Origin of the sequence: Pseudonocardia sp. (genome assembly GCF_050246655.1) — a bacterium.
GTDB lineage: Bacteria > Actinomycetota > Actinomycetes > Mycobacteriales > Pseudonocardiaceae > Pseudonocardia.
In genome coordinates this window covers 1-20,775 of record NZ_JBFWVQ010000001.1, presented here as the reverse complement: position 1 = coordinate 20,775, position 20,775 = coordinate 1, and the positions used below count along the sequence as shown (strand labels likewise).

Sequence of the window (20,775 nt, the reverse complement as noted above, 5' to 3'; positions counted from 1 at the left end):
TCACACCAGCTCTCCGTCGGCGTGCACGTGCAGCAGCGCGGGGCCGTCCGCGGCGAAGAGTGCCTTCATCGCGTCGTCGAGCTCGTCGGCGCGGCGCACGGAGATCCCCGTGGCCCCGCACAGCCGCGCGTAGTCGGCGAAGTCCGGGTTGACCAGCGAGGTCTGCCAGACGGGCAGGCGCCCGGCCAGCTGCTCCTTCGAGATCTTGCCGAGGGCGCCGTTGTCGAGCAGGACGTGGCGGACTCCGATCCCGTACTTCACCGCCGTCGTGACCTCGGCGAGGTACTGGCCGAACCCGCCGTCGCCGGTCACGGCCACGACCGGCGCCGGGTCCGCGTCGCTGCCTGCTCCGCCTGCGCTGCGCAGGGCGCACCACGCCCCCATCGCGGCCGGGTAGCCGAACCCGATCGAGCCCAGGTAACCCGACATCAGCACGGGCTGGCCGGCGCTCTCGAAGTACCGGCCGAACGAGTAGGCGTGGTTGCCGACGTCGACCGCGATCACCGCGTCGGCCGGGCAGTGCGCCGAGAGCGCGGCGAAGACGGCGGCCGAGGCCACCCCGCGCCCGCGGTCGTCGGCGGCGCGGCGGGCCTTCTCGGCGCGCCAGATCGCCTGCCGGGCCGCGACGTCCGGGCGCTGGTCGACGGCGGCCGTCGCGCCCAGCCCGGAGCGCAGTGCCGCCAGCGTGACCGCCGCATCGCCCAGCACGCCGACCTCGACGCCGTGGAACCGCCCGATCGCCGACGGCGCGTCGTCGACCTGCACGATCGGCTTGTACGGCGCGATCCCGGTGTGGTTGGCGAAGGAGGCGCCGACGACGAGCAGCAGGTCGGCCTCGTTCATCAGCCAGGACGCCACCGGCGTGCCGGAGCGGCCGAGCACGCCCGCGCCCAGCGGGTGGGTGTCGGGGACCAGGCCCTTCGCGCGGAAGGTCGTCATCACGGGCGCGTTCAGGTGCTCGGCGAGCGCGCGCAGCTCCGCCACCGCTCCGCGCGCGCCCTGACCGGCGATGATCACGGGCCGGCGGGCGGCGGCGAGCTTCGCGAGCGCCGCGTCCATCGACTCCCGCGACGGGCTCGTGCGCAGGTCGGCCCGCCGCCCGGACGGCTGCATCGCCGCGCCGTCCGACGGCTGGTCCTGCACCTCGTCGGGGAGTACGAGGTGGGCGACGCCGCGCCCGTCGATCGCGTGCTTGACGGCGGTGGCGGCGAGCTCGGCGTGGTTCGAGCCGGCGTGCACGGTGACCGTCGAGACCGACACGTCGCGGAACACGGCCGACAGGTCGAGGTCCTGGAACGCGCCCCGCCCCAGCACCGACGACGGCACCTGTCCCGAGACGGCGACGACCGGCGCACCGTCGAGCTTCGCGTCGTAGAGGCCGGTGAGCAGGTTCGTCGAACCCGGCCCCGCGATGGCGACGCACGCCGCAGGCCGGCCCGTCAGCTTGCCGTACGCGGACGCCGCGAACGCCGCCGCGCCCTCGTGGCGGATGCCGACGTAGCGCAGGTCGCCGCGCTCCTCCGCGCGGCGCAGCGCCTCGGCGAACCCGAGGTTGGAGTGCCCGACCATCCCGAACACCGTGTCGATCCCCCACGCCACGAGGGTCTCGACCAGCACGTCGGAGACAGTGTGTGGCCGGGGGTCCAGGTCGGGCACGGCCACGTACACGCCGTCAACGCGCTCCTCGACGGGATAGGCGTCCGGGGCATCGGAGAAGCCCTCCGGGGGGCGCCCGGTGAGTGGCGAGTAGTCGTAGCCGTGCCACGGGCAGCGCAGCCACCCGTTCTCGATCGAGCCCTCGCCCAGCGGGCCGCCCTGGTGCGGGCAGTGGTTGTCCAGCGCCCCGTAGCGCCCGCCGCAGCGGCTGAGCGCGATCGTGCGGCCGTTGACCACGACGGTGCGGACGCGGCCGTCGTCCAGCTCCCCGTCGATCCGGTGCCAGCGTGTCGTCATGCCTGCGTGGTGTCGGCCATGCCGTGCGGCGTTACGCCCGGAGGCGGATTGACAGAGAATTGTTTCAAGGAAAACTATTCCCGTCGGAATCTTAACCGTGCAGAATCCAAGCCGGGGAGCCGTCGACGTCCGGGCCACGATCCGGCAGCGAGCCACGTGGAGGGGTTGATCATGGACTACGAGCTGTTCCCGCTGGGCGACGTCAGGCTCAGTACCGGGCAGACGCTGCGCGACGCCACGCTCGCGTACAAGACCTACGGCACGCTCAACGAGGACCGCTCCAACGCGATCGTCTATCCCACCTGGTACTCGGGGCAGCACTACGACAACGAGTGGCTCATCGGCGAGGGGATGGCGCTCGATCCCGCGAAGTACTTCATCATCGTCCCGAACATGCTCGGCAACGGGCTCTCGTCGTCACCGAGCAACACCCCGCCGCCGCACAACGGGCCGCGCTTCCCGGACGTGACGTTCTACGACCAGGTACGCCAGCAGCACCGGCTGGTCACCGAGCGGTTCGGGATCGAGACGCTCGAGCTCGTCACCGGCTGGTCGATGGGTGCGGGCCAGACCTACCAGTGGGCCGTCACGTTCCCGGACATGGTCAAGCGGATCATGCCGTTCTGCGGCTCGTCGAAGACCTCCGAGCACAACATCGTGTTCCTGGAGGGTGTGAAGCACGCGATCATCACCGACGCCGCCTGGCAGGACGGGATGTATGAGAAGCAGCCGGTGAAGGGGCTGCGCGCGGTGGGCCGGGTGTACGCGGGCTGGGGGCTCTCGCAGGCCTTCTACTGGCAGCAGCTCTACAAGCGCGACCCCTTCGACTTCGCCACGCTGGAGGATTTCCTCGTCGGGTTCTGGGAGGGCTTCTTCCTGGCCAAGGACGCCAACAATCTGCTCACGATGCTGTGGACGTGGCAGCAGGGTGACATCGGCAAGACCCCCGGGTTCGACGGCGACCAGGTCAAGGCCCTCGCCTCGATCCGGGCCAAGGCGATCGTCATGCCGGCGGAGAAGGACCTCTACTTCCCGCCGGAGGACGAGGAGTTCGCCGTCTCCCACATGCCGAACGCCGAGCTGCGGGTCATCCCCGGCGTGTGGGGCCACTTCGCCGGGGGCGGGGCCAACCCGGCCGACACCGCATTCATCGACGCCGCACTCAAGGAGCTTCTGGACAGCTAGGAGGACTGCCATGTCGACCGAGTCCACGAATGCCGCTCCGGCCGAGGCGGCGCCCGCCGCCGGGTTCGCGCCCCAGGCCGGGATCGGCACCCCGCTCGCCGTCGGCGGGTTCGGTTTCGCGGTACTGATGCTGGGGTTCCCCACCGCGGGGCTGATCCCCCCGGGCGCGGCCGCGATCTTCGCGGCCGTCGCGTTCGGCACGGGCGCGTTCGGCCTGGGGATCGGGGGCCTGTACGAGCTTCGCGCGAACAACGTGTTCGGCGGGACGTTCGCGCTGGCCTATTCGGCGTTCCTGCTCACCACCGCGATCATGCTCCGCTTCTACGCCGAGCCGATGGGGGCGGACTTCGCGCCCGCCTTCGGGACGTGGCTGCTGCTCTGGTTCGTCTTCACGGTGGGTCTGTCCTGGGCGGCCTGGCACGTCAACATGCCGGCGTTCCTCGCCTTCGCCCTGCTCGCGCTCGCGTACCTGCTGCTGGGGCTCGCCCAGTTCACCGGCTCGGCGGGGCTCGCGCTGGCCGGCGGCTGGGTCCTGATCCTCGACGGCATCGTCGCGCTCTACCTGTCCTGGGCGCTTGCGGTCATCCCGGTCGTCGGCGAGCGCATCCCGCTGTGGCCGCACCCGTACGGGCGGTAGCCCACTACCGCACGCCGGCGTAGCTCACGCCGACCAGCTCGGCCACCTCGCGCTTCCACGACGTCAGGTCGCGGGGGGTGAAGTGGCCGAGCGAGTCGTGCCCGCAGGCGCGCGCGAGCACCACCATCAGCTCGGTGACCGCCCCGAGGTAGCGGGTCAGCTGCTCGGACGCCCGCTGGACGGGCAGCCGCGCGCGCAGGTGCGGCTTCTGCGTCGCGATGCCCATCGGGCAGTTGTCGGTGTGGCAGGCGCGCATGCCGACGCAGCCGATCGCCTGCAGTGCCACGTTCGACACCGCGATCGCGTTCGCGCCGAGGGCGAGGGCCTTGACCATGTCCTGCGCGCGGCGGAACCCGCCGGTGGCCACCAGCGTCACGTCCCGGGCACCGGCGAGGTCGAGGTGGCGGCGGGCGCGGGCGAGTGCGGCCATCGTGGGCACGCTGATCGTGTCCCGGAAGATCGTCGGCGCGGCCCCGGTGCCGCCGCCGCGCCCGTCGAGGATGACGTAGTCGACGCCCAGGTCGAGCGCGGCGTCGAGATCGGCCTCCACGTGCTGGGCGGACATCTTCACCCCGACCGGGATGCCGCCCGAGCGCTCGCGGACCCGGTCGATGAGGGCGCGCGCGTCCAGCAGCGTGGTCCAGTCGACGAACCGGGGCGGGGACACCGCCGAGGTGCCCTCGGGCAGCCCGCGGACCTCCGCGATCCGGCCCACGACCTTGTTGCCCGGCAGGTGCCCGCCGGTACCGGTCTTGGCCCCCTGACCCAGCTTGAGGTGCAGGGCCTGCACGCGGTCGAGGTGCATCTCGTCCCAGCCGAACCGGCCCGAGGCTAGCTCGTAGAAGTAGCGGGTGCACTCGGCCTGCTCCTCGGGCAGCATCCCGCCCTCGCCCGACGCGATCGCCGTGCCCGCGCCCTCGGCGCCGCGGGCGAGCGCGACCTTCGCCTCCTCCGAGAGCGCCCCGAAGCTCATGTCCGAGACGAAGATCGGGATGTCCAGCCGCAGCGGCCGTGCGGCCACGGGCCCGATCACCACCGACGTGTCGACCGGGGCGCCGTCGAGCAGCGGGAAGCGGTGCAACTGGGCGGTGAGGACCTGCAGGTCGTCCCAGGTCGGGAGTTCGGTGCGCGGCACGCCCATCGCCGCGACCTTCCCGTGCGCCCCCACCAGCCCACGCTTGGCGAGGGCGTGGATCTCGGAGACGAACGGCTCCTCGGCGGTGTCCTGGTGGGGGTCGTCGAACAGCCGGTCGTAGGTGGACTTCACGCGCCGCTCCGGCCGCACGGCGCGGTAGTCGGCGAGCTCGGCCTTGTCGACGCACACCTCGCCGTCGCGGACGTGCGCGGTGAACTTGTGCAGCCGCTCGGCCGGGTTGTAGGCGCTGATCCCGGAGTCGAGCCGGTAGTCCCAGCCGTGCACACCGCAGATCAGGTTCTCGCCCTCGACGCGGCCGTCGGCCAGCAGCGCGCCGCGGTGCGGACAGCGCCCCTCGAACACCGAGACCTCGCTCCCGCGGCGGACGACGACCAGGTCGATCCCGTCCGCCTCGGCGCCCGTCGGGGTCGAGTCGGGAATCTCGGACCAGCGCGCGACCGGGATGTGGTGGGGTTCCATGTAACGCTCCGGGGGTTCGGTGACACGGCTCCTGCGCGATGTCGGTGCCGCGGCGCCCGCCCGGCGTTACACGGAGGTGCGAAATGGACGAGCACACCCTCACGGCCACGCGGTTGTCCCTGCACGGGGTCGGCGAGAGCGTGATCGCCGGACCGCAGTACCGCGCGCACGGCACGATCCGGCTCGCCGTCACACCCGGCGGCTTCGGCGGGGTGAAGCTGCCGCTGCGGGTCGACGGGACCGACCTGGTGTGGGACGGCGGCCGGGCCCCGCTCACCGGCACCCTCGGGGCGCTCGCTGCCGCGGCGGGGGTCGAGCTCGGCACGTCCGGCAACTACCACGACTCGCCGAACCTGCCGGCCGACCACGAGCTGGCCGTCGACGCCGCCGCGGCGGCCGTCATCGAGGACGCCTTCGCCCGGGGGGACGCGGCGATGCGGGCCTTCGCCCCGTCCGAGACACCCGTGCTGTGGCCCGAGCACTTCGACGTCGGCATCGCGGTGGACGAGGTCAACTACGGTGTCTCGCCCGGCGACGCCGGCCATCCGGCACCGTACGCCTACGTCGGCCCCTGGGACATGACCGGGCGCAGCGGCGGCTTCTGGAACGCCCCGTTCGGGGCGCTGCGCCCACTGACCGAGCTACCGGACGCGGACGCCGTGGCCGCGTTCTTCGCCGAGGGGCGCGCCGCCGCGGGCTGAGGCCGGGCGGCCGATCCGGCGGGTGGGCCGATCCGGCGGGCGGGACGCTGTGCGGTGCGGGCCGCTGTGCGGTGCGGGACGCCCGTGGCGGGTGCCGGGGTGGGCGCTCGCACATGTGTTCGGTGCTGGCACATGTCCCGTGGTGTTCGCACATGCCGCCGGCGGTGTGTGCCAGCGCCGTGCGGTGTGTGCGAGGTCGGGACGGCGCTCGCACATACGTTGGAGCTTCCGGGACGCGCTCGGGTCGGCGCTCGCACATGTGTTCGGTGCTGGCACGTGTCCCGTGGTGTTCGCACATGTTCCGTGGTGTTCGCACATGCCGCCGGCGGTATGTGCGAACACCATGCGGTGTGTGCGAGGGCCCCGGGGTCTGCGCCGCGTGCCCGACCGGCGCCCGGGCCGCGGGTTCGGCGGGACGCCGACACGCCAGCCCGGCGAACGTGCCGGTGGCGGTGGCGGGCCCGCGTCCGACGCGGCGCCCGCGTGCGTTCCCGGGTCGGCGCTGGCACATGTGTTCGGTGCTCGCACATGTCTCGTGGTACTCGCACATACCGCCGGCGGTGTGTGTGAGCACCGTGCGGTGTGTGCGAGGTCGGGTCGGCACTCGCACATGTGTTCGAGCCTCCGGGGCCGGGGCCGGGGCCAGGCCGGGCCGGGGTGGGGCGGGGCGGGGCGGGGTGTGGGTCTGCGCGTGCCCGACCGCACCCGGGCCACGGGTCAGGCGGGCCGCCGACCCCCCGGCAACCAGGCGAATGTCGCCGGGGGCGAGGGAGGGACCCGGTCGCGCCGGGCGTCGGACGTGGCCCGGCGGCGGCGCAGCTCCAGCCGCAGGCTCTCCTCGCCGCGATCCATCGCCCACCGGTGGTTGGCGGCGAACACCGGGCGCAGCAGCCACGTCAGCCGCCGCAGGAGTGGCTTGTCCGCGCTGACCCGCCAGTCGTAGGTGATGACGACCTCGGGGCCGTCCTGCTCGAAGGTCCACCGCCCGGTGCCGTTCAGGTCGCCGGTCGCGGTCAGCGCGAACCCCGCGTCGGTGATCGGCTCGGTGATCCGCAGCGTCCACCGCAGCGTGTACGGCAGCCAGCCCTTGGTGTGCAGGTCGAGGGTGGAGCCGAGGCCGTCCTCGTCGCCCGGTGCGAGGGTCTCGACGTCGAGGTAGACCGCGGGCCACCAACGTGGCAGCGAGGCGCCGTCGCCGAGCACCGCCTTCACCTCGTCGACGGTCCCGGCGACCCGCCACACCGTCAGGAACTCGTAGTCCGCGGCCACGGCGCGCACGCTACCGCGGGCTTGATCAGGGGACGTGTCGCCACCTGCCGGGCCCACGGCTCAGTGCGTCATGGCCGAGGCCTCCCAGCGACCCTCGCCGAGCAGGGCGAGCTGCTGGTCGTGCATCGCCTCCAGGGTGGTGCGGTGCCCGACGCTGACGATCGTGGTCTCCGGCAGCCGATCACGCACGAGGTCGTACATGGTGCGTTCCATGCCCTCGTCGAGGGCGGAGCTGGCCTCGTCGAGGAACAGCACGGTGGGCTCGGTGAGCAGCACGCGGCCGAACCCGAGACGCTGCTGCTCGCCGGGGGAGAGCGTGCGCGCCCAGTCCCGTTCCTCGTCGAGCCGGTCCACGAGATGAGGCAGGGCGACGTCGCGCAGCATCGCGCGGGCGGCGTCGTCGTCCAGCTCGCCGGCCGGGTCGGGGTAGGCGAGCGCGGCGCGCAGCGTGCCGAGCGGCAGGTAGGGCTGCTGCGGCAGGAACAGCGGGACGGCGTCCCTCGGCTTCGCGATGGTGCCTGTCGCGTTGGGCCACAGCCCCGCGAGGGTGCGCAGCAGCGTGGTCTTGCCGGACCCGGACGGGCCCTTGACCAGCAGCGACGAGCCCGAGGGCACGGTCAGGTCCAGGTCGGAGATCATCGGCGCGCCGTCCGGGCGGTTGACGGTGAGGCTGTCGATACCGAGGCCGTCGTCGCTCTCGGTGACGTCCGCGCCGGGCAGGGCGCGAGCCTGCTCGTCGGCGTCGAGCAGGCCGGTGAGGCGGATGAGGACGGCGCGGTAGCTCGCGAAGTCGTCGTAGGCGGTGCGGAAGAACGACAGCGCGGCCTGCACCTGGCCGAACGCGGTGGCCGTCTGCGTGACGTCGCCGAGGGTGATCTGCTGGGCGAAGAACCGCGGTGCCTGGATGATCAGCGGGAAGATGACCGCGACCTGGCTGACCGCGAGGTTCCAGCCCTGGAACTTGAGGCTCCGGAACACGATCGCCCACGCGTTGGCGATGACGTTCGCGAACCGCGACATCAGGCCGGCGTTCTCCACGCGCTCGCCACGGTAGAACGCGACGTTCTCGGAGTTCTCCCGCAGCCGGATCAGCGAGTAGCGGTAGATCGCGCTCAGCCGTTCCTGCAGGAAGTTGAGCCGGATGAGCGGCTTGCCGATCCGGAACGCGATGACCGTCGCGATGATCACGTAGATGTAGGCGATGAACACCATCGCCCGTGGGATCTCGACACCGAGCATCGTGAGCGGCCCGGAGAGCTCCCACAGGATGAAGGTGAACGACACCAGCGCCACCATCGACGACACGGCGCCCAGCGCGAGGGACTGCGAGACGTTCGCGAAGGACGTGATGTCCTCCTGGATGCGCTGGTCCGGGTTGTCCACCGGATCCTTGACGAAGCGGCCGCGGTGGTAGGCGGTGCCCGCCAGCCAGTCGTCGAGCATCCGCTCGTTGACCCATTCCCGCCACTGCAGGATCTGCCGCTGGGCGAAGTAGAACGTGACCAGCGACAGGACGACGTGGATCGTCGCGAGCACGCAGAAGATGCCGACGTAGAGCCAGAACGACTCGGGATCGAGCTGCTGCAGCGCCGTGTACAGGCCGTTGGAGGAGTACGACAGCACCACGTCCAGGCGCACGGACGCCACCGTCAACAGCAGGAGCAGTGCCACGAGCAGCAGCGGTCGCCAGGTGGACGGGTCCCGCCGGTCCAGGGTGAAGTAGGCGCCGGAGATCCGCCAGAACTGGCGGCCCCAGTTAGTGCGCGTGACCAGCATCCACGCCACGACGACGAAGCCGATCAGCACGTATGCCGTGACTTCGAAGATCCACAGCAGGCTGGTCAGCCACTCGCTGCCCCAGTCGATCGGCCCCACGGCGCCCTCCCAGCCCGATGTGACGTGGGCGGACTCTATCGAGTGACCCTCGGAAGGTGGACAGCGATGCGCATGTGCCGAGTGCCGGCCACACCGCGCGAACGGCACGTACGGGAGAACCTAGCTCCCGTACGTGCCGTTCGCGCGAGACCGGGTGCGGGCGGCGGTCAGCGCATGGCCCGGTTCACCGCCGACACGACGGCCTTGAGCGAGGCGCTGACGATCGAGGAGTCCACCCCGACGCCCCAGAGCACGGTGTCCTCCACCGCGCACTCGACGTAGGCGGCGGCGCGGGCGTCGTCGCCGGAGGACAGCGCGTGCTCGTGGTAGTCGAGCACCCGCACGTCGAAGCCGATGCCGGCCAGCGCGTCCACGAACGCGGCGATCGGGCCGTTGCCGCTGCCGCGGATCTCGTGCACGTCGTTCTCGACGCGCACGGTCGCGACGATCTCGTCGGTGCCCTCGCCGTCGCTGGTGAGGCGGTGGCGGATCAGCTTCAGCGGGGTGACCCGCCCGAGGTACTCGACGTCGAAGGTGTCGTGCATCTCCTTGGGCGAGACCTCGCCGCCCTGCGCGTCGCAGGTCTCCTGGATCACCCGGGAGAACTCGATCTGCAGCCGGCGCGGCAGGTCCATCTGGTGCTCGGTCTTCATGATGTAGGCGACGCCGCCCTTGCCGGACTGCGAGTTCACCCGGATCACGGCCTCGTAGGTGCGGCCGATGTCCTTCGGGTCCACCGGCAGGTACGGCACCTCCCACGGGTAGACGTCGACGCCCATCCCCGCGTCGAACGCCGCGGCCTGCATCGCTGCGAAGCCCTTGTTGATCGCGTCCTGGTGGCTGCCGGAGAACGCGGTGAACACCAGGTCGCCACCCCACGGGTGGCGCTCGTGGACGTCGAGCTGGTTGCAGTACTCGACGGTGCGGCGGATCTCGTCGATGTCGGAGAAGTCGATCTGCGGGTCGATGCCCTGGGTGAACAGGTTCATCCCGAGCGTCACCAGGTCGACGTTGCCGGTGCGCTCGCCGTTGCCGAACAGGCACCCCTCGATGCGGTTCGCCCCGGCCTGGAAGCCCAGCTCGGCGGCGGCGACGGCGGTGCCGCGGTCGTTGTGCGGGTGCAGCGAGAGCACGACGGCGTCGCGGCGCTCCAGGTTGCGGTGCATCCACTCGATGGAGTCCGCGTAGACGTTCGGGGTGGCCATCTCGACCGTCGCGGGCAGGTTGACGATCATCGGCGACTCGGGGCGTGGCTGCCAGATCGCGCTCACCGCGTTGCAGACCTCGACGGCGTACTCCAGCTCGGTGCCGGTGTAGGACTCCGGGGAGTACTCGAAACGCCAGTCCGTGTGCGGGTACTTCTCGCTGAACCGCAGCACGTCCTCGGCGCCGTCCGTAGCGATCTTGGCGATGCCCGTGCGGTCGGCCCGGAACACCACGCGCCGCTGCAGGATCGACGTCGAGTTGTAGAGGTGGACGATCGCGCGCGGCGCGCCCTCGCACGCCTCGTACGTGCGCTCGATCAGCTCCGGGCGGGCCTGGGTGAGGACCTGGATCGTGACGTCCTCCGGGATGGCGTCCTGCTCGATGATCTCGCGGACGAAGTCGAAGTCCGTCTGGCTCGCTGCCGGGAAGCCGACCTCGATCTCCTTGTAACCCATGCGGACCAGCAGGTCGAACATCCGCCGCTTGCGGGCGGGGCTCATCGGGTCGATCAGAGCCTGGTTGCCGTCGCGCAGGTCGACCGCGCACCACAGCGGCGCCTTCGTGATCCGCTTGTCGGGCCAGGTGCGATCCGGCAGGGATACCGGCTCGACCAGCTCGTGGAACGGGCGGTAGCGGTGGACGGCCATGTGCGAGCCGCGCTGGCGGTTCCAGGGCGGCTGGTCGTCCGGCGCGGGCCGGGACGGGGTGTGCAGGCGGGTGACCGCGGTGGACGTGAACGCGTCAGAGGACGTCGTCATTGCTCGTGCTCCTGTGGGTGGGCCGGTGCGGGAGACCGGCGCACGCCAGGACCCGCGACGAGGGGCCGGTCGGTCAGACCCCGCCGCGGCGGCGAAGGAGCAGGTGCACCACGCACCCGAGGGTAGCCCCTCGGCGGGGGCCGTCCGCAACCGCCCTTTCCGCGAGGCGGTGTCGGGAAGGCCACACCCGAGGCGTCGCGGCCCCGGGTCCAGCGTGCTCAGCCGCTCGCCGCAGGCTCGGGGACGATGTCGTGCTGGCGCGCCGGGAGCACCCGGTCGCGGGCGTGGATCGCGAGCCCGCGTGCGTAGCGGCTGGTGATGTCGGGCATCGACGCTCCGGCCTCACCCCGGCCCACCCCGAACACGATGCCCTCCCAGCCCGAGGTACCCACGATCTCGGCGATCCGTTCCGCGTCTCCGGGTGGGACGAGCTGCATCGGGTCGCCGCCCGCGAACCAGCCCATCGGCACCCTCGTCCCGGCCGGTACCTGGGTGTCGACGTGCACGACGGAGTGGAAATCCAGCTCGGCGCCCCGGCCGAGCAGGGCGCCGTTGAAGACGACGGCGCCGGTCGCGATGCGGGTCTCGCCCTCCACCCGGCAGCCGGTGAGCGCGGCGTGCGGGCCGACGAGCACATGGTCACCGAGCCGCACCGGATGGCCCGGCACGCCCCTGATCACGGAGTTCTCCATCACGATGCAGTTCGCGCCGATCTCCACCTGGCCGCCCTCGGCCGTGACGACCGCGCCGAACAGGATCCGGCTGTGCGGGCCGACGACGACGTCACCGCAGAGCACCGCGTTCGGTGCGACGTACGCCGACCGGGAGACGACGGGGGTCTTGCGCCGGTGCTGGACGAAGATCGCGTCGGCGTTCACGGACATGCGGCAGACCCCTTGGTGCCTGCGCGGCCCGGGCGGCTCCGGCGCCGCGTGGACAGCCGACGCTACGCCGCGGCCGGACGGGCTGACAACATCGTGTTCGGGGGCGCGGAGGTCCATAGACGACACCCGATCGGGTGAGACGTCGTGCCGAGCGCGGTCACCCGCTGCATGCCAGGATGGCGGGCATCCCCCCGACGGAGGTGATCTGTGGCCGTGGCGACCAGGGGCGGACCCGTCTTGGCGAGCCTGCTTCGGGCGATCGGGCTGTTCATCGTGGCCGTGCTCGTGCTCTTCATCGTGCTGACGGTGCTGGACGCGAACCCGGCCAACCCGTTGACGCAGGCGGTCACCTACCTCGCCAACCTGTTCGACCTGGGGCTGTCCGACCTGTTCGTGCAGCCCGATCCCAAGGTCGCCGTCGCGCTCAACTACGGCATCGCGGCCGTCGTCTGGCTCGTGATCACGACGGTGGTCACGCGGCTCGTGCGGCGCTTCTGACCTCACCTGCCGTCCCCGTTCGCTCGGAAGGGACGCGCGGGTGGTGGGCAGCGGTCGGTCAGTCCGCGGCCGCGCGGGGCGCTGGCACGTCGAGCAGCAGCAGCGCCCGCACCGGGCACGCCGCGGCCGCCTTGCGCGCCAGCCGCAGGGTGCGGCCGTCCAGCGCGCGGCCGTCCACCACCGGGTAGCCCCACTCGTCGAGCGAGACCGCCTCGGGCAGCAGCTCGGCGCACAGCCGGGCGGCCGTGCACCGGACCGGGTCGACGACCAACCTGCCGCTCATTCCTGAACCTCCGACGGCTCCGGCAGCGGCAGCCAGCCACGCTGCGGCAACGTGCAGCTCCCGGCGATGTGCGCCGCCACCTCGGTGGCGAGCACGTCCACCGCGCTCGCCGCGAACATCGTCACGCCGTCCGGGTGCTTGCACGCGCCCCGCCCGGCGACGGTCGCGGCCAGCTCGTGCACCCTGCGCACCTCCTGCGGGCCGGCGTCCCCGGCCACCATGGCATCGATGGTCCGGGCGAGTGCGGGCAGCCCGTTCAGGCACGGGCCGCACTGGCCGGCGCTCTGCCCCGCGAGGTGGTCGACCACCTCCGCGACCTCGCCCAGCAGGCACGACCCCGGCTCCGGGGCGATGACCAGACCGGCGCCGAGAGTCCCGCCCGCCGCGCCGAGACCGGCGTGCGACAGCGGTGCGTTCAGGCCGGTGGCCGGGTCCAGCCAGCGGCCGAAGTAGCCGCCGACCAGCACCGCCGCCACGCCTGTCGGCGCGCCCGCCGCGGCGAGGGCGTCGAGCACCGTCACCCCGGTCGCGGCCTCCACCAGCACCGGGTCACCCGGCGCGCGGTGCACCGTCAGGAGTCGGGTGCCCGGCTCGTCGGGCGTGCCGAAGGACCGGTGCCGTTCGAGGCCGTCGGCCGCCAGCGCGGCCACGGCTGCCACCGACTCCGCGTTCGACACCACGACCGGCCGCCCGTAGGGGCCCTGCTCCGCGGCCGGGCGCAGCGTGAACGCCGGCACGGCCGCGCGGCCACCGAGATGGGCGAGCGCCGCCGTCGCCTCCCCGGCGAGGTAGCCGTCCGGGGCCCGGACGACCGTGACGGGCACGGGGTCGTCGCGTTCGCCGATCGCCTGGCCGAGGGTGTCGGCGGCCGCGAAGTCGTGCACCCACACCGTGATGCCCCGGGCGCCGATCTCGTCGGCGAGCAGCTGAGCACCGTCCAGCACGAGGTGCGGGGCGCGGCTGAGCAGCATGCGGTCCTTGACGCTCGCCGGCTCGCTCTCCGCGCCGTTCACCAGGACCTCCGGCGCCTTGCGGGCTCCGGCCGCTGCCTTCAGCTTGTCCGCCAGCGGGAACCCGGCGCCGCCCCGGCCGCGGATCAGCGCGGCCTCGACGAGGTCGGTCAGCTCGCCGCGGCGCATCCGCGGCTGGTCGCCGTGGATCTCGCGGTGCTCGGCCAGCGAGGCCGCCGTCCCGTCGGTGCGGAAGGAGGCCGTCAGCACCGGTTCGCAGCCGCACGTCCGGACCACCCCGGTGGACGGCGCCGGGTCGGTCTCCTGCCCCGCGGTCTCCGGCGGGGCCTGCTCCACGCCGTGGGCGGGCGTCGGGATGTCGGGATCGACCTGTTGGACGCGAGGGTGGCTGCCGGTGCGGGTGACGGGGCCGTGCGGCCGGTCGGCGGGTCGCGGGACGCGGTGGCTCCCGGCGTGGGTGGGGTGCCCGCCCGTGCGCGATCCCGGTCCGTCGACCGGCGCGTGGAGCGGGTGGTTGCCGGTGCGCGTGGCCGGCCGGTCGGGAGGTGTGGCGGGGTGGGGTGCGACGGGGTGGCTGCCGGTGCGGGTGACGGGTCCGTGGAGCCGGTCGGCGGGTGGCCGGGGGACGCGGTGTTCGCCGGTGCGGGCGGGGATGCCGCCGGTGCCGGTCGGGCCGTCGGGGAGCGGGAGCGCGCCCGGGTGGACGGGGTGGCCGCCCGTCCGTGATCCCGGTCCGTCGACCGGCGCGTGGAGCGGGTGGTTGCCGGTGCGCGTGGCCGGCCGGTCGGGAGGTGTGGCGGGGCGGGGTGCGACGGGGTGGCTGCCGGTGCGGGTGACGGGTCCGTGGAGCCGGTCGCCGGGTGGCCGGGGGACGCGGTGTTCGCCGGTGCGGGCGGGGATGCCGCCGGTGCCGGTCGGGCCGTCGGGGAGCGGGAGCGCGCCCGGATGGACGGGGTGCCCGCCCGTCCGCGATGCCGGTCCGTCGGGTGCCCCGCGGCGCTCGGTCACGGGGCCCTCGAACGCGGTGAGCCCGGCGACCGGAGCCACCGCCGGCGCCACGGGGTGCCCGCCGGTCCGCGTGACCGGCCGGTCCGGTGCCGCCGCCTGCCGCGCCACGGGGTGCTCGCCCGTCCGCGTCGCGGGCCGCCCCGGCGCCGCCGCGTGCCGCGGGGCGTCGGCCACGCGGTGGCCGCCGGTCCGGGTCGCCGGGCCGGCCGGGCCGGCCGGGCCGTTGCCGGGCGCCTCGTGCCGGCGGACCGCGGGGAGCCCGCCGCTGTGAGCGGCCTCCCGCGGGCGCGGGACGCCGTCGCCACGGCGATCGCGGTGCCGACCGGGTTCCCGGAGCACCGGGAGCGGCCGGGTGGTGTCGGCCGGGATCGGCGGGGGTGTCGACCGGCTCATCCGCCCACCTCGACCGCCACGGGGTCCACGGGAGCGGGTGCTGGTACCGGCGTGCCCGCGCGGTCGCTCCACCCGGGCCGCATCGGCCCGCTCTCGGCCCAGCCTGCGATGCCCGCGAGCGCCGCGGCGATCATCACCGCCCCCGCGACCCGCAACGCGACCGGTCGCGCGGTGGCCGCGGTGAGCCGCCACAGCAGCACGCCGGTGACGACCGCCGCGCACACCAGCGCGAGGGCGGTGAACCACACGCGACCTGGGTCCGAACCGGTGCCCAGCGCGTGCAGCATCGACACGGGCCACAGGGCGTAGGCGGTGAGGTGCACGCCGCGCCAGAGCGCGTGCGGCAGCCGCGTACGCACCAGGCTGGTCACGACCACGAGCAGGATGAGGTCCGCCGCGATCGCACCGAGGCCGAGCCACAGCGGCCGGTAGGTGCCGACGAACGGTACGAACGCGTCGACGAGCCGGATCGCGGCGGTGCCGTCGATCACCACGGCCGCGATGTGGCCTGCGAGGAGCAGCACGGCGAGCAGCGAGAGCGTGCGGTGCAGCGACTGGGTGACGAACCCGGGCCACGGCGTGCGCACTCGCCCCGAGGAGGCGAGCCCGAGCGCGGTGGTGGCCGTCAGCAGCATCAGGCAGACGACGCCGGTCGAGCGGGAGACGTACCAGAGGAGCCCGGGGTCGGCGAGGAGCGCTCCCATCAGGCCGCCAAGGAGACGTCGTCGGCGGGCCAGCCGCCGAGGGTGACGACGGCGCCGTCCGCGGACACGAGGCGGGCCGGCAGCCCGACGGCGGCGAGCCATTCGGGTGCGTCGGCGCCCGCGACGATCGCGGCGGTGGCGGCGGTGTTGGCGTCCACGCAGCTCCCGGCGGTGACGGTGACGGTGCGCCACACTGGGGCGGCGGGCCGTCCGGTGCGGGGATCCAGCAGGTGGTGGTGGCGGACGCCGCCGCGGGTCCAGGTGCGGACCGTCGTGGACGACGTGGCCAGGGCGCCACCGCGGATCGCGACGGTCTGCTCGCGGTCGCCCGGTCGGGTCTGCTGCGGATGATCGGCGACCCGGACGCGCCAGCCGCCCGCCGGGGCGGGCCCGGCGGTGGCGATGTCGCCGCCGAGGTTGACGAGCACGCCGGTGCCGAGGACGGACGAGACGAGCGCGCTGGCGCGGTCCGCGCCGAACGCCTTGGCGGTGGCACCGAGATCGAGCTCGACACCCTCGGGAACGGTGATCGTGCCTGCGCGGTCGTCCAGGTCGATGTGGCGCCACGCGCCGGGGTCGTGCGCGACCGGGCGCGCGGGCCCGTCGGCGGGGAGGTCGGCGAAGGCGCGGTCGTAGCCCAGGTCCCGCAGGCAGCGGCCCAGCGTGGGATCGACGTCGCCGTGGGTCTGGACGGCCGCGACCAGCGCGACCCGCACCGCGCGCCGCAGGACCAACCCCGCGGGGACCGCGGAGCCCGCGCCTAAGTTGACCGCGACGAGCTCGGAGTCGGGACGGAAGCGGCTGCACGCGCGGTCCAGGGCGGCGAGCTCGGTTCGCAGCAGCGCGACGGCGGCGGTGAGCGCCCCGGGGCGGGTCACGAGGATCTCGGCGGTGGTGCCGAGTGCTGGGAAGGCCGCAGCCCCAAACGTGGAGGCCTGCCGGGTCACGAGCCGCTCGATCGGGTGTCGGCGGAGTCCGAGTCGTCGGAGGCGTCCTCGGCGGCGGTGGGCTTCGCGCGCGTCGCCGTGGCGGTGGGCTCGCCCGCCTTCCGCGACGGGACGGCCTCGGGTGCGGCGGGCGGCGGTGTGAGCGCCGGGACGGGCCTGGCCTCGGTTCTCGGCGGCGGCGTCGCGGTCGTCGCGCGCTCCGCGGGCGCGGCGGGTGCGGGGGTACCGAGCTGCGCGGCCGCGGCCGCGGGATCGACCGCCACGGTGGTGGCCGGTGCGGGGAGGTCGGCGATCGCCGCGGTGATCCCGGCGGTGACCAGGACGGTGCCGGCGGCGAGGCCGCAGGAGACGTAGGTCAGCCTGCGCAGCGCACGGTCGCGCTGGACGGGGACCCACTGGTCGGTGGGGCCGTCGAGGAGGGAACCGGCGGCGTCGACCGCGGGCGTCGATGCACGGTGCCGGGCTCGGTGTGCGGGCATGTTCTTCCCTGTGGTCTCCGCCTGCCCGAGGGGGGAGCGGGCGCCCGGGGGAGTGCCGGTGGCAGGCGGGGACCGGCCGGGCGCGGTCCGTCGGGGGGAGCGGACCGGCCACCGAAACTAGCCACGATCGAGTGTCCTCCGATGCCTCTCCGTGGCCCTGTGCGACGAGCGGCCGGGAATGGGAGGTCACGGACGAGTAACGCGTCGAAAGGTTGCGTCGAGCGGCTGTGGTGTCGGTGACCGTCGCCTGTCGCGCGACGAACGCGCCGAGACGGCCGCCACAGCCGGGCCTCCGGCAATCCCTTCGGTCGACCGGGCCCGCACAGGTACTGTGGCTTTCCGACCAGCGCCCGCGCCCGGGCGAGGAACGCCCGACGGCGCGGGGGGCCGTGCTGAACGGGCCGGGAAGCAGGAGGTCGGCGGTGGCCCTCGTCGTCCAGAAGTACGGCGGATCGTCCGTGCAGGACGCGGACCGCATCAAGAAGGTCGCCGAGCGGATCGTCCGCACACACAAGGAGGGCAACGACGTCGTCGTGGTGGTCTCCGCGATGGGTGACACCACCGACGAGCTGTTCGACCTCGCCGAGCAGGTGAGCCCCGCCCCGCCGCCGCGCGAGCTGGACATGCTGCTCACCGCCGGTGAGCGGATCTCCAACGCGCTCGTCGCGATGGCCGTGCACGCGCTCGGCGTGGAGGCGCGGTCGTTCACCGGGTCGCAGGCGGGCATGGTCACCACGTCCAAGCACGGGGACGCCCGGATCGTGCACGTGAACCCGCAGCGCCTGCGCTCGGCGCTGGACGAGGGCTCGATCGTGCTGGTCGCGGGCTTCCAGGGCGTGAGCCAGGACTCCAAGGACGTCACGACGCTGGGCCGCGGCGGCTCGGACACCACCGCCGTCGCACTGGCCGCCGCCCTGGAGGCCGACGTCTGCGAGATCTACTCCGACGTGGACGGCGTGTTCACCGCCGATCCACGGATCGTGCCGAACGCCCAGCGGCTGGACGCCGTCACCTACGAGGAGATGCTGGAGCTCGCGGCCTCGGGGGCGAAGATCCTGCACCTGCGCGCGGTCGAGTACGCGCGCCGCTACCACGTCCCGCTGCGGGTGCGCAGCTCGTACAACGACAGGCCGGGATCGCTCGTCACCGGCTCGATCGAGGAGATCCCGTTGGAGAACGCGATCATCACCGGCGTCGCGCACGACCGGTCCGAGTCCAAGATCACCGTGACCGGCGTGCCGGACACCCCCGGCATGGCAGCGCGGATCTTCCGGACGGTCGCCGACGCCGAGATCAACATCGACATGGTGCTGCAGAACATCAGCGTCGGTAGCGCCGGCACCACGGACATCACGTTCACGCTGCCCCGCTCGGACGGCCCCCGCGCCGTGGACGCGCTGCGGGCGGTCCAGGCGGAGATCGGGTTCGCCGACCTCATCCTGGACGACTCGGTCGGCAAGGTCTCCCTCGTCGGCGCCGGCATGCGCAACCACCCGGGCGTGACGGCCACCTTCTGCGAGGCGCTGTCCGACGCGGGGATCAACATCGAGACCATGAACACGTCGGAGATCCGGATCTCGGTGATCTGCCGTGTGGAGCAGCTCGACGACGCGGTGCGCGCCCTGCACGCGGCGTTCGAGCTCGGCGGCGAGGAGCAGGCCGTGGTGTACGCGGGGACCGGCCGATGAGCGAGCGCGCGAGCGGAGGGCCCGTGCTGGCGATCGTGGGCGCCACCGGAGCCGTCGGCACGACGATGATCGACATCATCGACGCGCGCGAGTCCGTGCCGTGGAGCGAGATCCGGCTGATCGCCTCCCCGCGCTCGGCAGGCAAGGTGCTGAAAGTGCGCGGCGCGGACGTCACCGTGCAGGCGCTGGCGCCCGAGGTGTTCGACGGCGTGGACATCGCGCTCTTCGACGTCCCGGACGAGGTCTCCGCGCAGTGGGCGCCGGTCGCGGCCGCCCGCGGCGCGGTGGCCGTCGACAACTCCGGCGCGTTCCGCATGGACCCGGACGTGCCGCTCGTCGTGCCCGAGTGCAACGCCGAGGCCGCGGCGGACCGGCCGAAGGGGATCATCGCCAACCCGAACTGCACGACGCTGTCGATGATGGCGGCGATGGGTGCGCTGCACCGCGAGTTCGGACTCACGGCGCTGGTCGTGGCCTCGTACCAGGCCGCGTCGGGGGCGGGGCAGGCCGGGATCGACCGGCTGCAGGCCGAGCTCTCGGCCGTCGCGGGCAAGGACGTCGGCAACCGGGCGGGCGACGTGCGCGATGCGCTGGCCGACCTGCCGGCCGGCTCGCCGTTCCCCGCGCCGCTGGCGCTCAACGTCGTGCCCTGGGCGGGCTCGCTGAAGGACGACGGCTGGTCGAGCGAGGAGCTGAAGGTCCGCAACGAGTCGCGCAAGATCCTCGGCATCCCGGACCTGCGCGTGTCCGCCACGTGCGTGCGGGTCCCCGTCGTCACCACGCACGCTCTGGCGGTGCACGCCACGTTCGCGCGCGAGGTCTCGGTGGAGGCGGCCCGCAAGGTGCTCGCGGCCCAGCCGACGATCGTCCTGCGCGACGACCCGGCGGTAGGCGAGTTCCCGACGCCCGCGGACGTCGTCGGTGGGGATCCCACCTGGGTCGGGCGGATCCGCCAGGCGCTGGACTTCCCGAACACGCTGGAGCTGTTCGTGTGCGGGGACAACCTGCGCAAGGGGGCAGCGCTCAACACCTACGAGATCGCGGAGACTGTCGCCGCACGCCGATGATCGGCGGGGGTGGTCACGGATGTCGTCCTGCCCGGTGATCACCTGGGTCGGCTCACCCGGTGATCACCTGGGTCGGCCCGCTCGGTGCTTACCGGGTCGCCGTGCTCGGTGATCACCCGGGTCGTCGCCCAGGGTGATCACTTGGGTCGATCCACCCGGGTGATCACGGGTTGCTGTGCTCGGTGATCACCGCGGCGGCGCAGCGGGTCGCCGGCCGGGCCCGCCGGCTCGGCGCCTGCCGCAGCGGCGGGGAGTGCCGGGCCTCGCTGTCCGGCCCGCCGTTCCGGTGGCTCCTGCGGCCCGCGCCGGATGGCTCGCGCAGCTCCCGTCCCGCTCGGCGTGCCAGGCCCGCTTCGGGTCGCCGCCCCGCGGCTCGCGGTTCGCAGGGATTGGGCGCGCCTCGCAGGGGCTGCGGCGCCTGCGAGGGGTGGCGGGGCTTTGCGAAGGGGTGGTCGGGGGTCTGCGAGGGGTGGCGGGGCTCTGCGAAGCGCGTCGGGGGTCTGCGAGGGGTGGCGGGGCTCGCGAAGGGTGACGTCCCTGCTGGTGGTGTAAGTCCGGGCCGGTTCCGCGCGTCGTAGCGCGTAGGAGAGGCCATCGCGTGAGTCTCTGCGTGATCCCGCCAAGGAACTCGTAGAGAGGTGCCACGCGATGGCC

General features: G+C 73.4%; 17 protein-coding genes. 6 read left to right on the top strand and 11 right to left on the bottom strand.

Annotated elements, in window-relative coordinates; genetic code table 11:
- On the bottom strand, nucleotides 1-1,953 hold the full coding sequence (locus AB7J25_RS00085; protein ID WP_428503605.1) for a thiamine pyrophosphate-binding protein: 1,953 nt from the start codon (nucleotides 1,951-1,953) through the stop codon (nucleotides 1-3).
- A gap of 171 nt (nucleotides 1,954-2,124) precedes the next feature.
- Here AB7J25_RS00085 and AB7J25_RS00080 point away from each other — a divergent pair, with 171 nt between their 5' ends.
- Together AB7J25_RS00080 and AB7J25_RS00075 are read left to right on the top strand one after the other, a co-directional pair.
- On the top strand, nucleotides 2,125-3,138 hold the full coding sequence (locus AB7J25_RS00080) for an alpha/beta fold hydrolase (protein WP_428503603.1): 1,014 nt from the start codon (nucleotides 2,125-2,127) through the stop codon (nucleotides 3,136-3,138).
- Nucleotides 3,139-3,148: 10 nt separating this feature from the next.
- Complete coding sequence (locus AB7J25_RS00075; RefSeq protein WP_428503601.1) at nucleotides 3,149-3,775, top strand: acetate uptake transporter; 627 nt, start codon at nucleotides 3,149-3,151, stop codon at nucleotides 3,773-3,775.
- Nucleotides 3,776-3,779: 4 nt separating this feature from the next.
- On the opposite strand, the gene AB7J25_RS00070 is transcribed toward AB7J25_RS00075, so the two are convergent.
- Complete coding sequence (locus AB7J25_RS00070; RefSeq protein WP_428503599.1) at nucleotides 3,780-5,390, bottom strand: glutamate synthase-related protein; 1,611 nt, start codon at nucleotides 5,388-5,390, stop codon at nucleotides 3,780-3,782.
- A gap of 83 nt (nucleotides 5,391-5,473) precedes the next feature.
- Here AB7J25_RS00070 and AB7J25_RS00065 point away from each other — a divergent pair, with 83 nt between their 5' ends.
- The gene (locus AB7J25_RS00065; RefSeq protein ID WP_428503597.1) at nucleotides 5,474-6,091 is read left to right on the top strand and encodes a hypothetical protein; all 618 of its coding nucleotides are present in this window, start codon (nucleotides 5,474-5,476) and stop codon (nucleotides 6,089-6,091) included.
- A gap of 717 nt (nucleotides 6,092-6,808) precedes the next feature.
- Here AB7J25_RS00065 and AB7J25_RS00060 read toward each other — a convergent pair.
- The 4 genes from AB7J25_RS00060 to AB7J25_RS00045 form a co-directional block, all read right to left on the bottom strand.
- The gene (locus AB7J25_RS00060; RefSeq protein WP_428503596.1) at nucleotides 6,809-7,360 is read right to left on the bottom strand and encodes an SRPBCC family protein; all 552 of its coding nucleotides are present in this window, start codon (nucleotides 7,358-7,360) and stop codon (nucleotides 6,809-6,811) included.
- Between the two features lie 60 nt (nucleotides 7,361-7,420).
- Nucleotides 7,421-9,235 (bottom strand): ABC transporter ATP-binding protein/permease, encoded by a 1,815-nt coding sequence (locus tag AB7J25_RS00055; RefSeq protein ID WP_428503594.1) that lies wholly within the window; start codon nucleotides 9,233-9,235, stop codon nucleotides 7,421-7,423.
- A 167-nt stretch (nucleotides 9,236-9,402) separates the two neighbouring features.
- Nucleotides 9,403-11,199: a 2-isopropylmalate synthase gene (gene leuA, locus AB7J25_RS00050; protein WP_428503592.1), complete on the bottom strand. Its 1,797-nt coding sequence runs from the start codon at nucleotides 11,197-11,199 to the stop codon at nucleotides 9,403-9,405.
- Nucleotides 11,200-11,417: 218 nt separating this feature from the next.
- Nucleotides 11,418-12,083: a gamma carbonic anhydrase family protein gene (locus tag AB7J25_RS00045; RefSeq protein ID WP_428503590.1), complete on the bottom strand. Its 666-nt coding sequence runs from the start codon at nucleotides 12,081-12,083 to the stop codon at nucleotides 11,418-11,420.
- A gap of 237 nt (nucleotides 12,084-12,320) precedes the next feature.
- Here AB7J25_RS00045 and AB7J25_RS00040 point away from each other — a divergent pair, with 237 nt between their 5' ends.
- Nucleotides 12,321-12,581, top strand: coding sequence for a hypothetical protein (locus tag AB7J25_RS00040; RefSeq protein WP_428503588.1), 261 nt, complete (start codon nucleotides 12,321-12,323; stop codon nucleotides 12,579-12,581).
- A gap of 58 nt (nucleotides 12,582-12,639) precedes the next feature.
- Here AB7J25_RS00040 and AB7J25_RS00035 read toward each other — a convergent pair whose 3' ends face one another.
- From AB7J25_RS00035 to AB7J25_RS00015, 5 genes are read right to left on the bottom strand one after another with little or no spacing between them, the layout of a single operon-like run.
- The gene (locus AB7J25_RS00035) at nucleotides 12,640-12,864 is read right to left on the bottom strand and encodes a ferredoxin (protein ID WP_428503586.1); all 225 of its coding nucleotides are present in this window, start codon (nucleotides 12,862-12,864) and stop codon (nucleotides 12,640-12,642) included.
- Complete coding sequence (locus AB7J25_RS00030; RefSeq protein ID WP_428503584.1) at nucleotides 12,861-15,236, bottom strand: NADH-ubiquinone oxidoreductase-F iron-sulfur binding region domain-containing protein; 2,376 nt, start codon at nucleotides 15,234-15,236, stop codon at nucleotides 12,861-12,863. Before AB7J25_RS00030 ends, AB7J25_RS00035 begins: the two co-directional genes overlap by 4 nt.
- A complete protein-coding gene (locus tag AB7J25_RS00025; protein WP_428503581.1) occupies nucleotides 15,233-15,940 on the bottom strand; it encodes a ferric reductase in 708 nt (235 codons plus the stop codon). Before AB7J25_RS00025 ends, AB7J25_RS00030 begins: the two co-directional genes overlap by 4 nt.
- A complete protein-coding gene (locus AB7J25_RS00020; RefSeq protein WP_428503579.1) occupies nucleotides 15,940-16,887 on the bottom strand; it encodes an FAD:protein FMN transferase in 948 nt (315 codons plus the stop codon). Before AB7J25_RS00020 ends, AB7J25_RS00025 begins: the two co-directional genes overlap by 1 nt.
- Nucleotides 16,884-17,366, bottom strand: coding sequence for a hypothetical protein (locus AB7J25_RS00015; RefSeq protein WP_428503577.1), 483 nt, complete (start codon nucleotides 17,364-17,366; stop codon nucleotides 16,884-16,886). The genes AB7J25_RS00020 and AB7J25_RS00015 overlap by 4 nt, the downstream gene beginning before the upstream one ends.
- A gap of 422 nt (nucleotides 17,367-17,788) precedes the next feature.
- Here AB7J25_RS00015 and AB7J25_RS00010 point away from each other — a divergent pair, with 422 nt between their 5' ends.
- Together AB7J25_RS00010 and AB7J25_RS00005 are read left to right on the top strand one after the other, a co-directional pair.
- The gene (locus AB7J25_RS00010) at nucleotides 17,789-19,054 is read left to right on the top strand and encodes an aspartate kinase (protein ID WP_428503575.1); all 1,266 of its coding nucleotides are present in this window, start codon (nucleotides 17,789-17,791) and stop codon (nucleotides 19,052-19,054) included.
- Nucleotides 19,051-20,121, top strand: coding sequence for an aspartate-semialdehyde dehydrogenase (locus AB7J25_RS00005; protein ID WP_428503573.1), 1,071 nt, complete (start codon nucleotides 19,051-19,053; stop codon nucleotides 20,119-20,121). Before AB7J25_RS00010 ends, AB7J25_RS00005 begins: the two co-directional genes overlap by 4 nt.
- Nucleotides 20,122-20,775 lie beyond the last annotated feature (654 nt).

Coding starts and splice junctions, on each gene's coding strand:
- AB7J25_RS00085 (WP_428503605.1), bottom strand. CDS start 1,953: ATGACGACACGCTGGCACCGGATCGACGGGGAGCTGGACGACGGCCGC.
- AB7J25_RS00080 (WP_428503603.1), top strand. CDS start 2,125: ATGGACTACGAGCTGTTCCCGCTGGGCGACGTCAGGCTCAGTACCGGG.
- AB7J25_RS00075 (WP_428503601.1), top strand. CDS start 3,149: ATGTCGACCGAGTCCACGAATGCCGCTCCGGCCGAGGCGGCGCCCGCC.
- AB7J25_RS00070 (WP_428503599.1), bottom strand. CDS start 5,390: ATGGAACCCCACCACATCCCGGTCGCGCGCTGGTCCGAGATTCCCGAC.
- AB7J25_RS00065 (WP_428503597.1), top strand. CDS start 5,474: ATGGACGAGCACACCCTCACGGCCACGCGGTTGTCCCTGCACGGGGTC.
- leuA (WP_428503592.1), bottom strand. CDS start 11,199: ATGACGACGTCCTCTGACGCGTTCACGTCCACCGCGGTCACCCGCCTG.
- AB7J25_RS00045 (WP_428503590.1), bottom strand. CDS start 12,083: ATGTCCGTGAACGCCGACGCGATCTTCGTCCAGCACCGGCGCAAGACC.
- AB7J25_RS00035 (WP_428503586.1), bottom strand. CDS start 12,864: ATGAGCGGCAGGTTGGTCGTCGACCCGGTCCGGTGCACGGCCGCCCGG.
- AB7J25_RS00030 (WP_428503584.1), bottom strand. CDS start 15,236: ATGAGCCGGTCGACACCCCCGCCGATCCCGGCCGACACCACCCGGCCG.
- AB7J25_RS00025 (WP_428503581.1), bottom strand. CDS start 15,940: ATGGGAGCGCTCCTCGCCGACCCCGGGCTCCTCTGGTACGTCTCCCGC.
- AB7J25_RS00015 (WP_428503577.1), bottom strand. CDS start 17,366: ATGCCCGCACACCGAGCCCGGCACCGTGCATCGACGCCCGCGGTCGAC.
- AB7J25_RS00005 (WP_428503573.1), top strand. CDS start 19,051: ATGAGCGAGCGCGCGAGCGGAGGGCCCGTGCTGGCGATCGTGGGCGCC.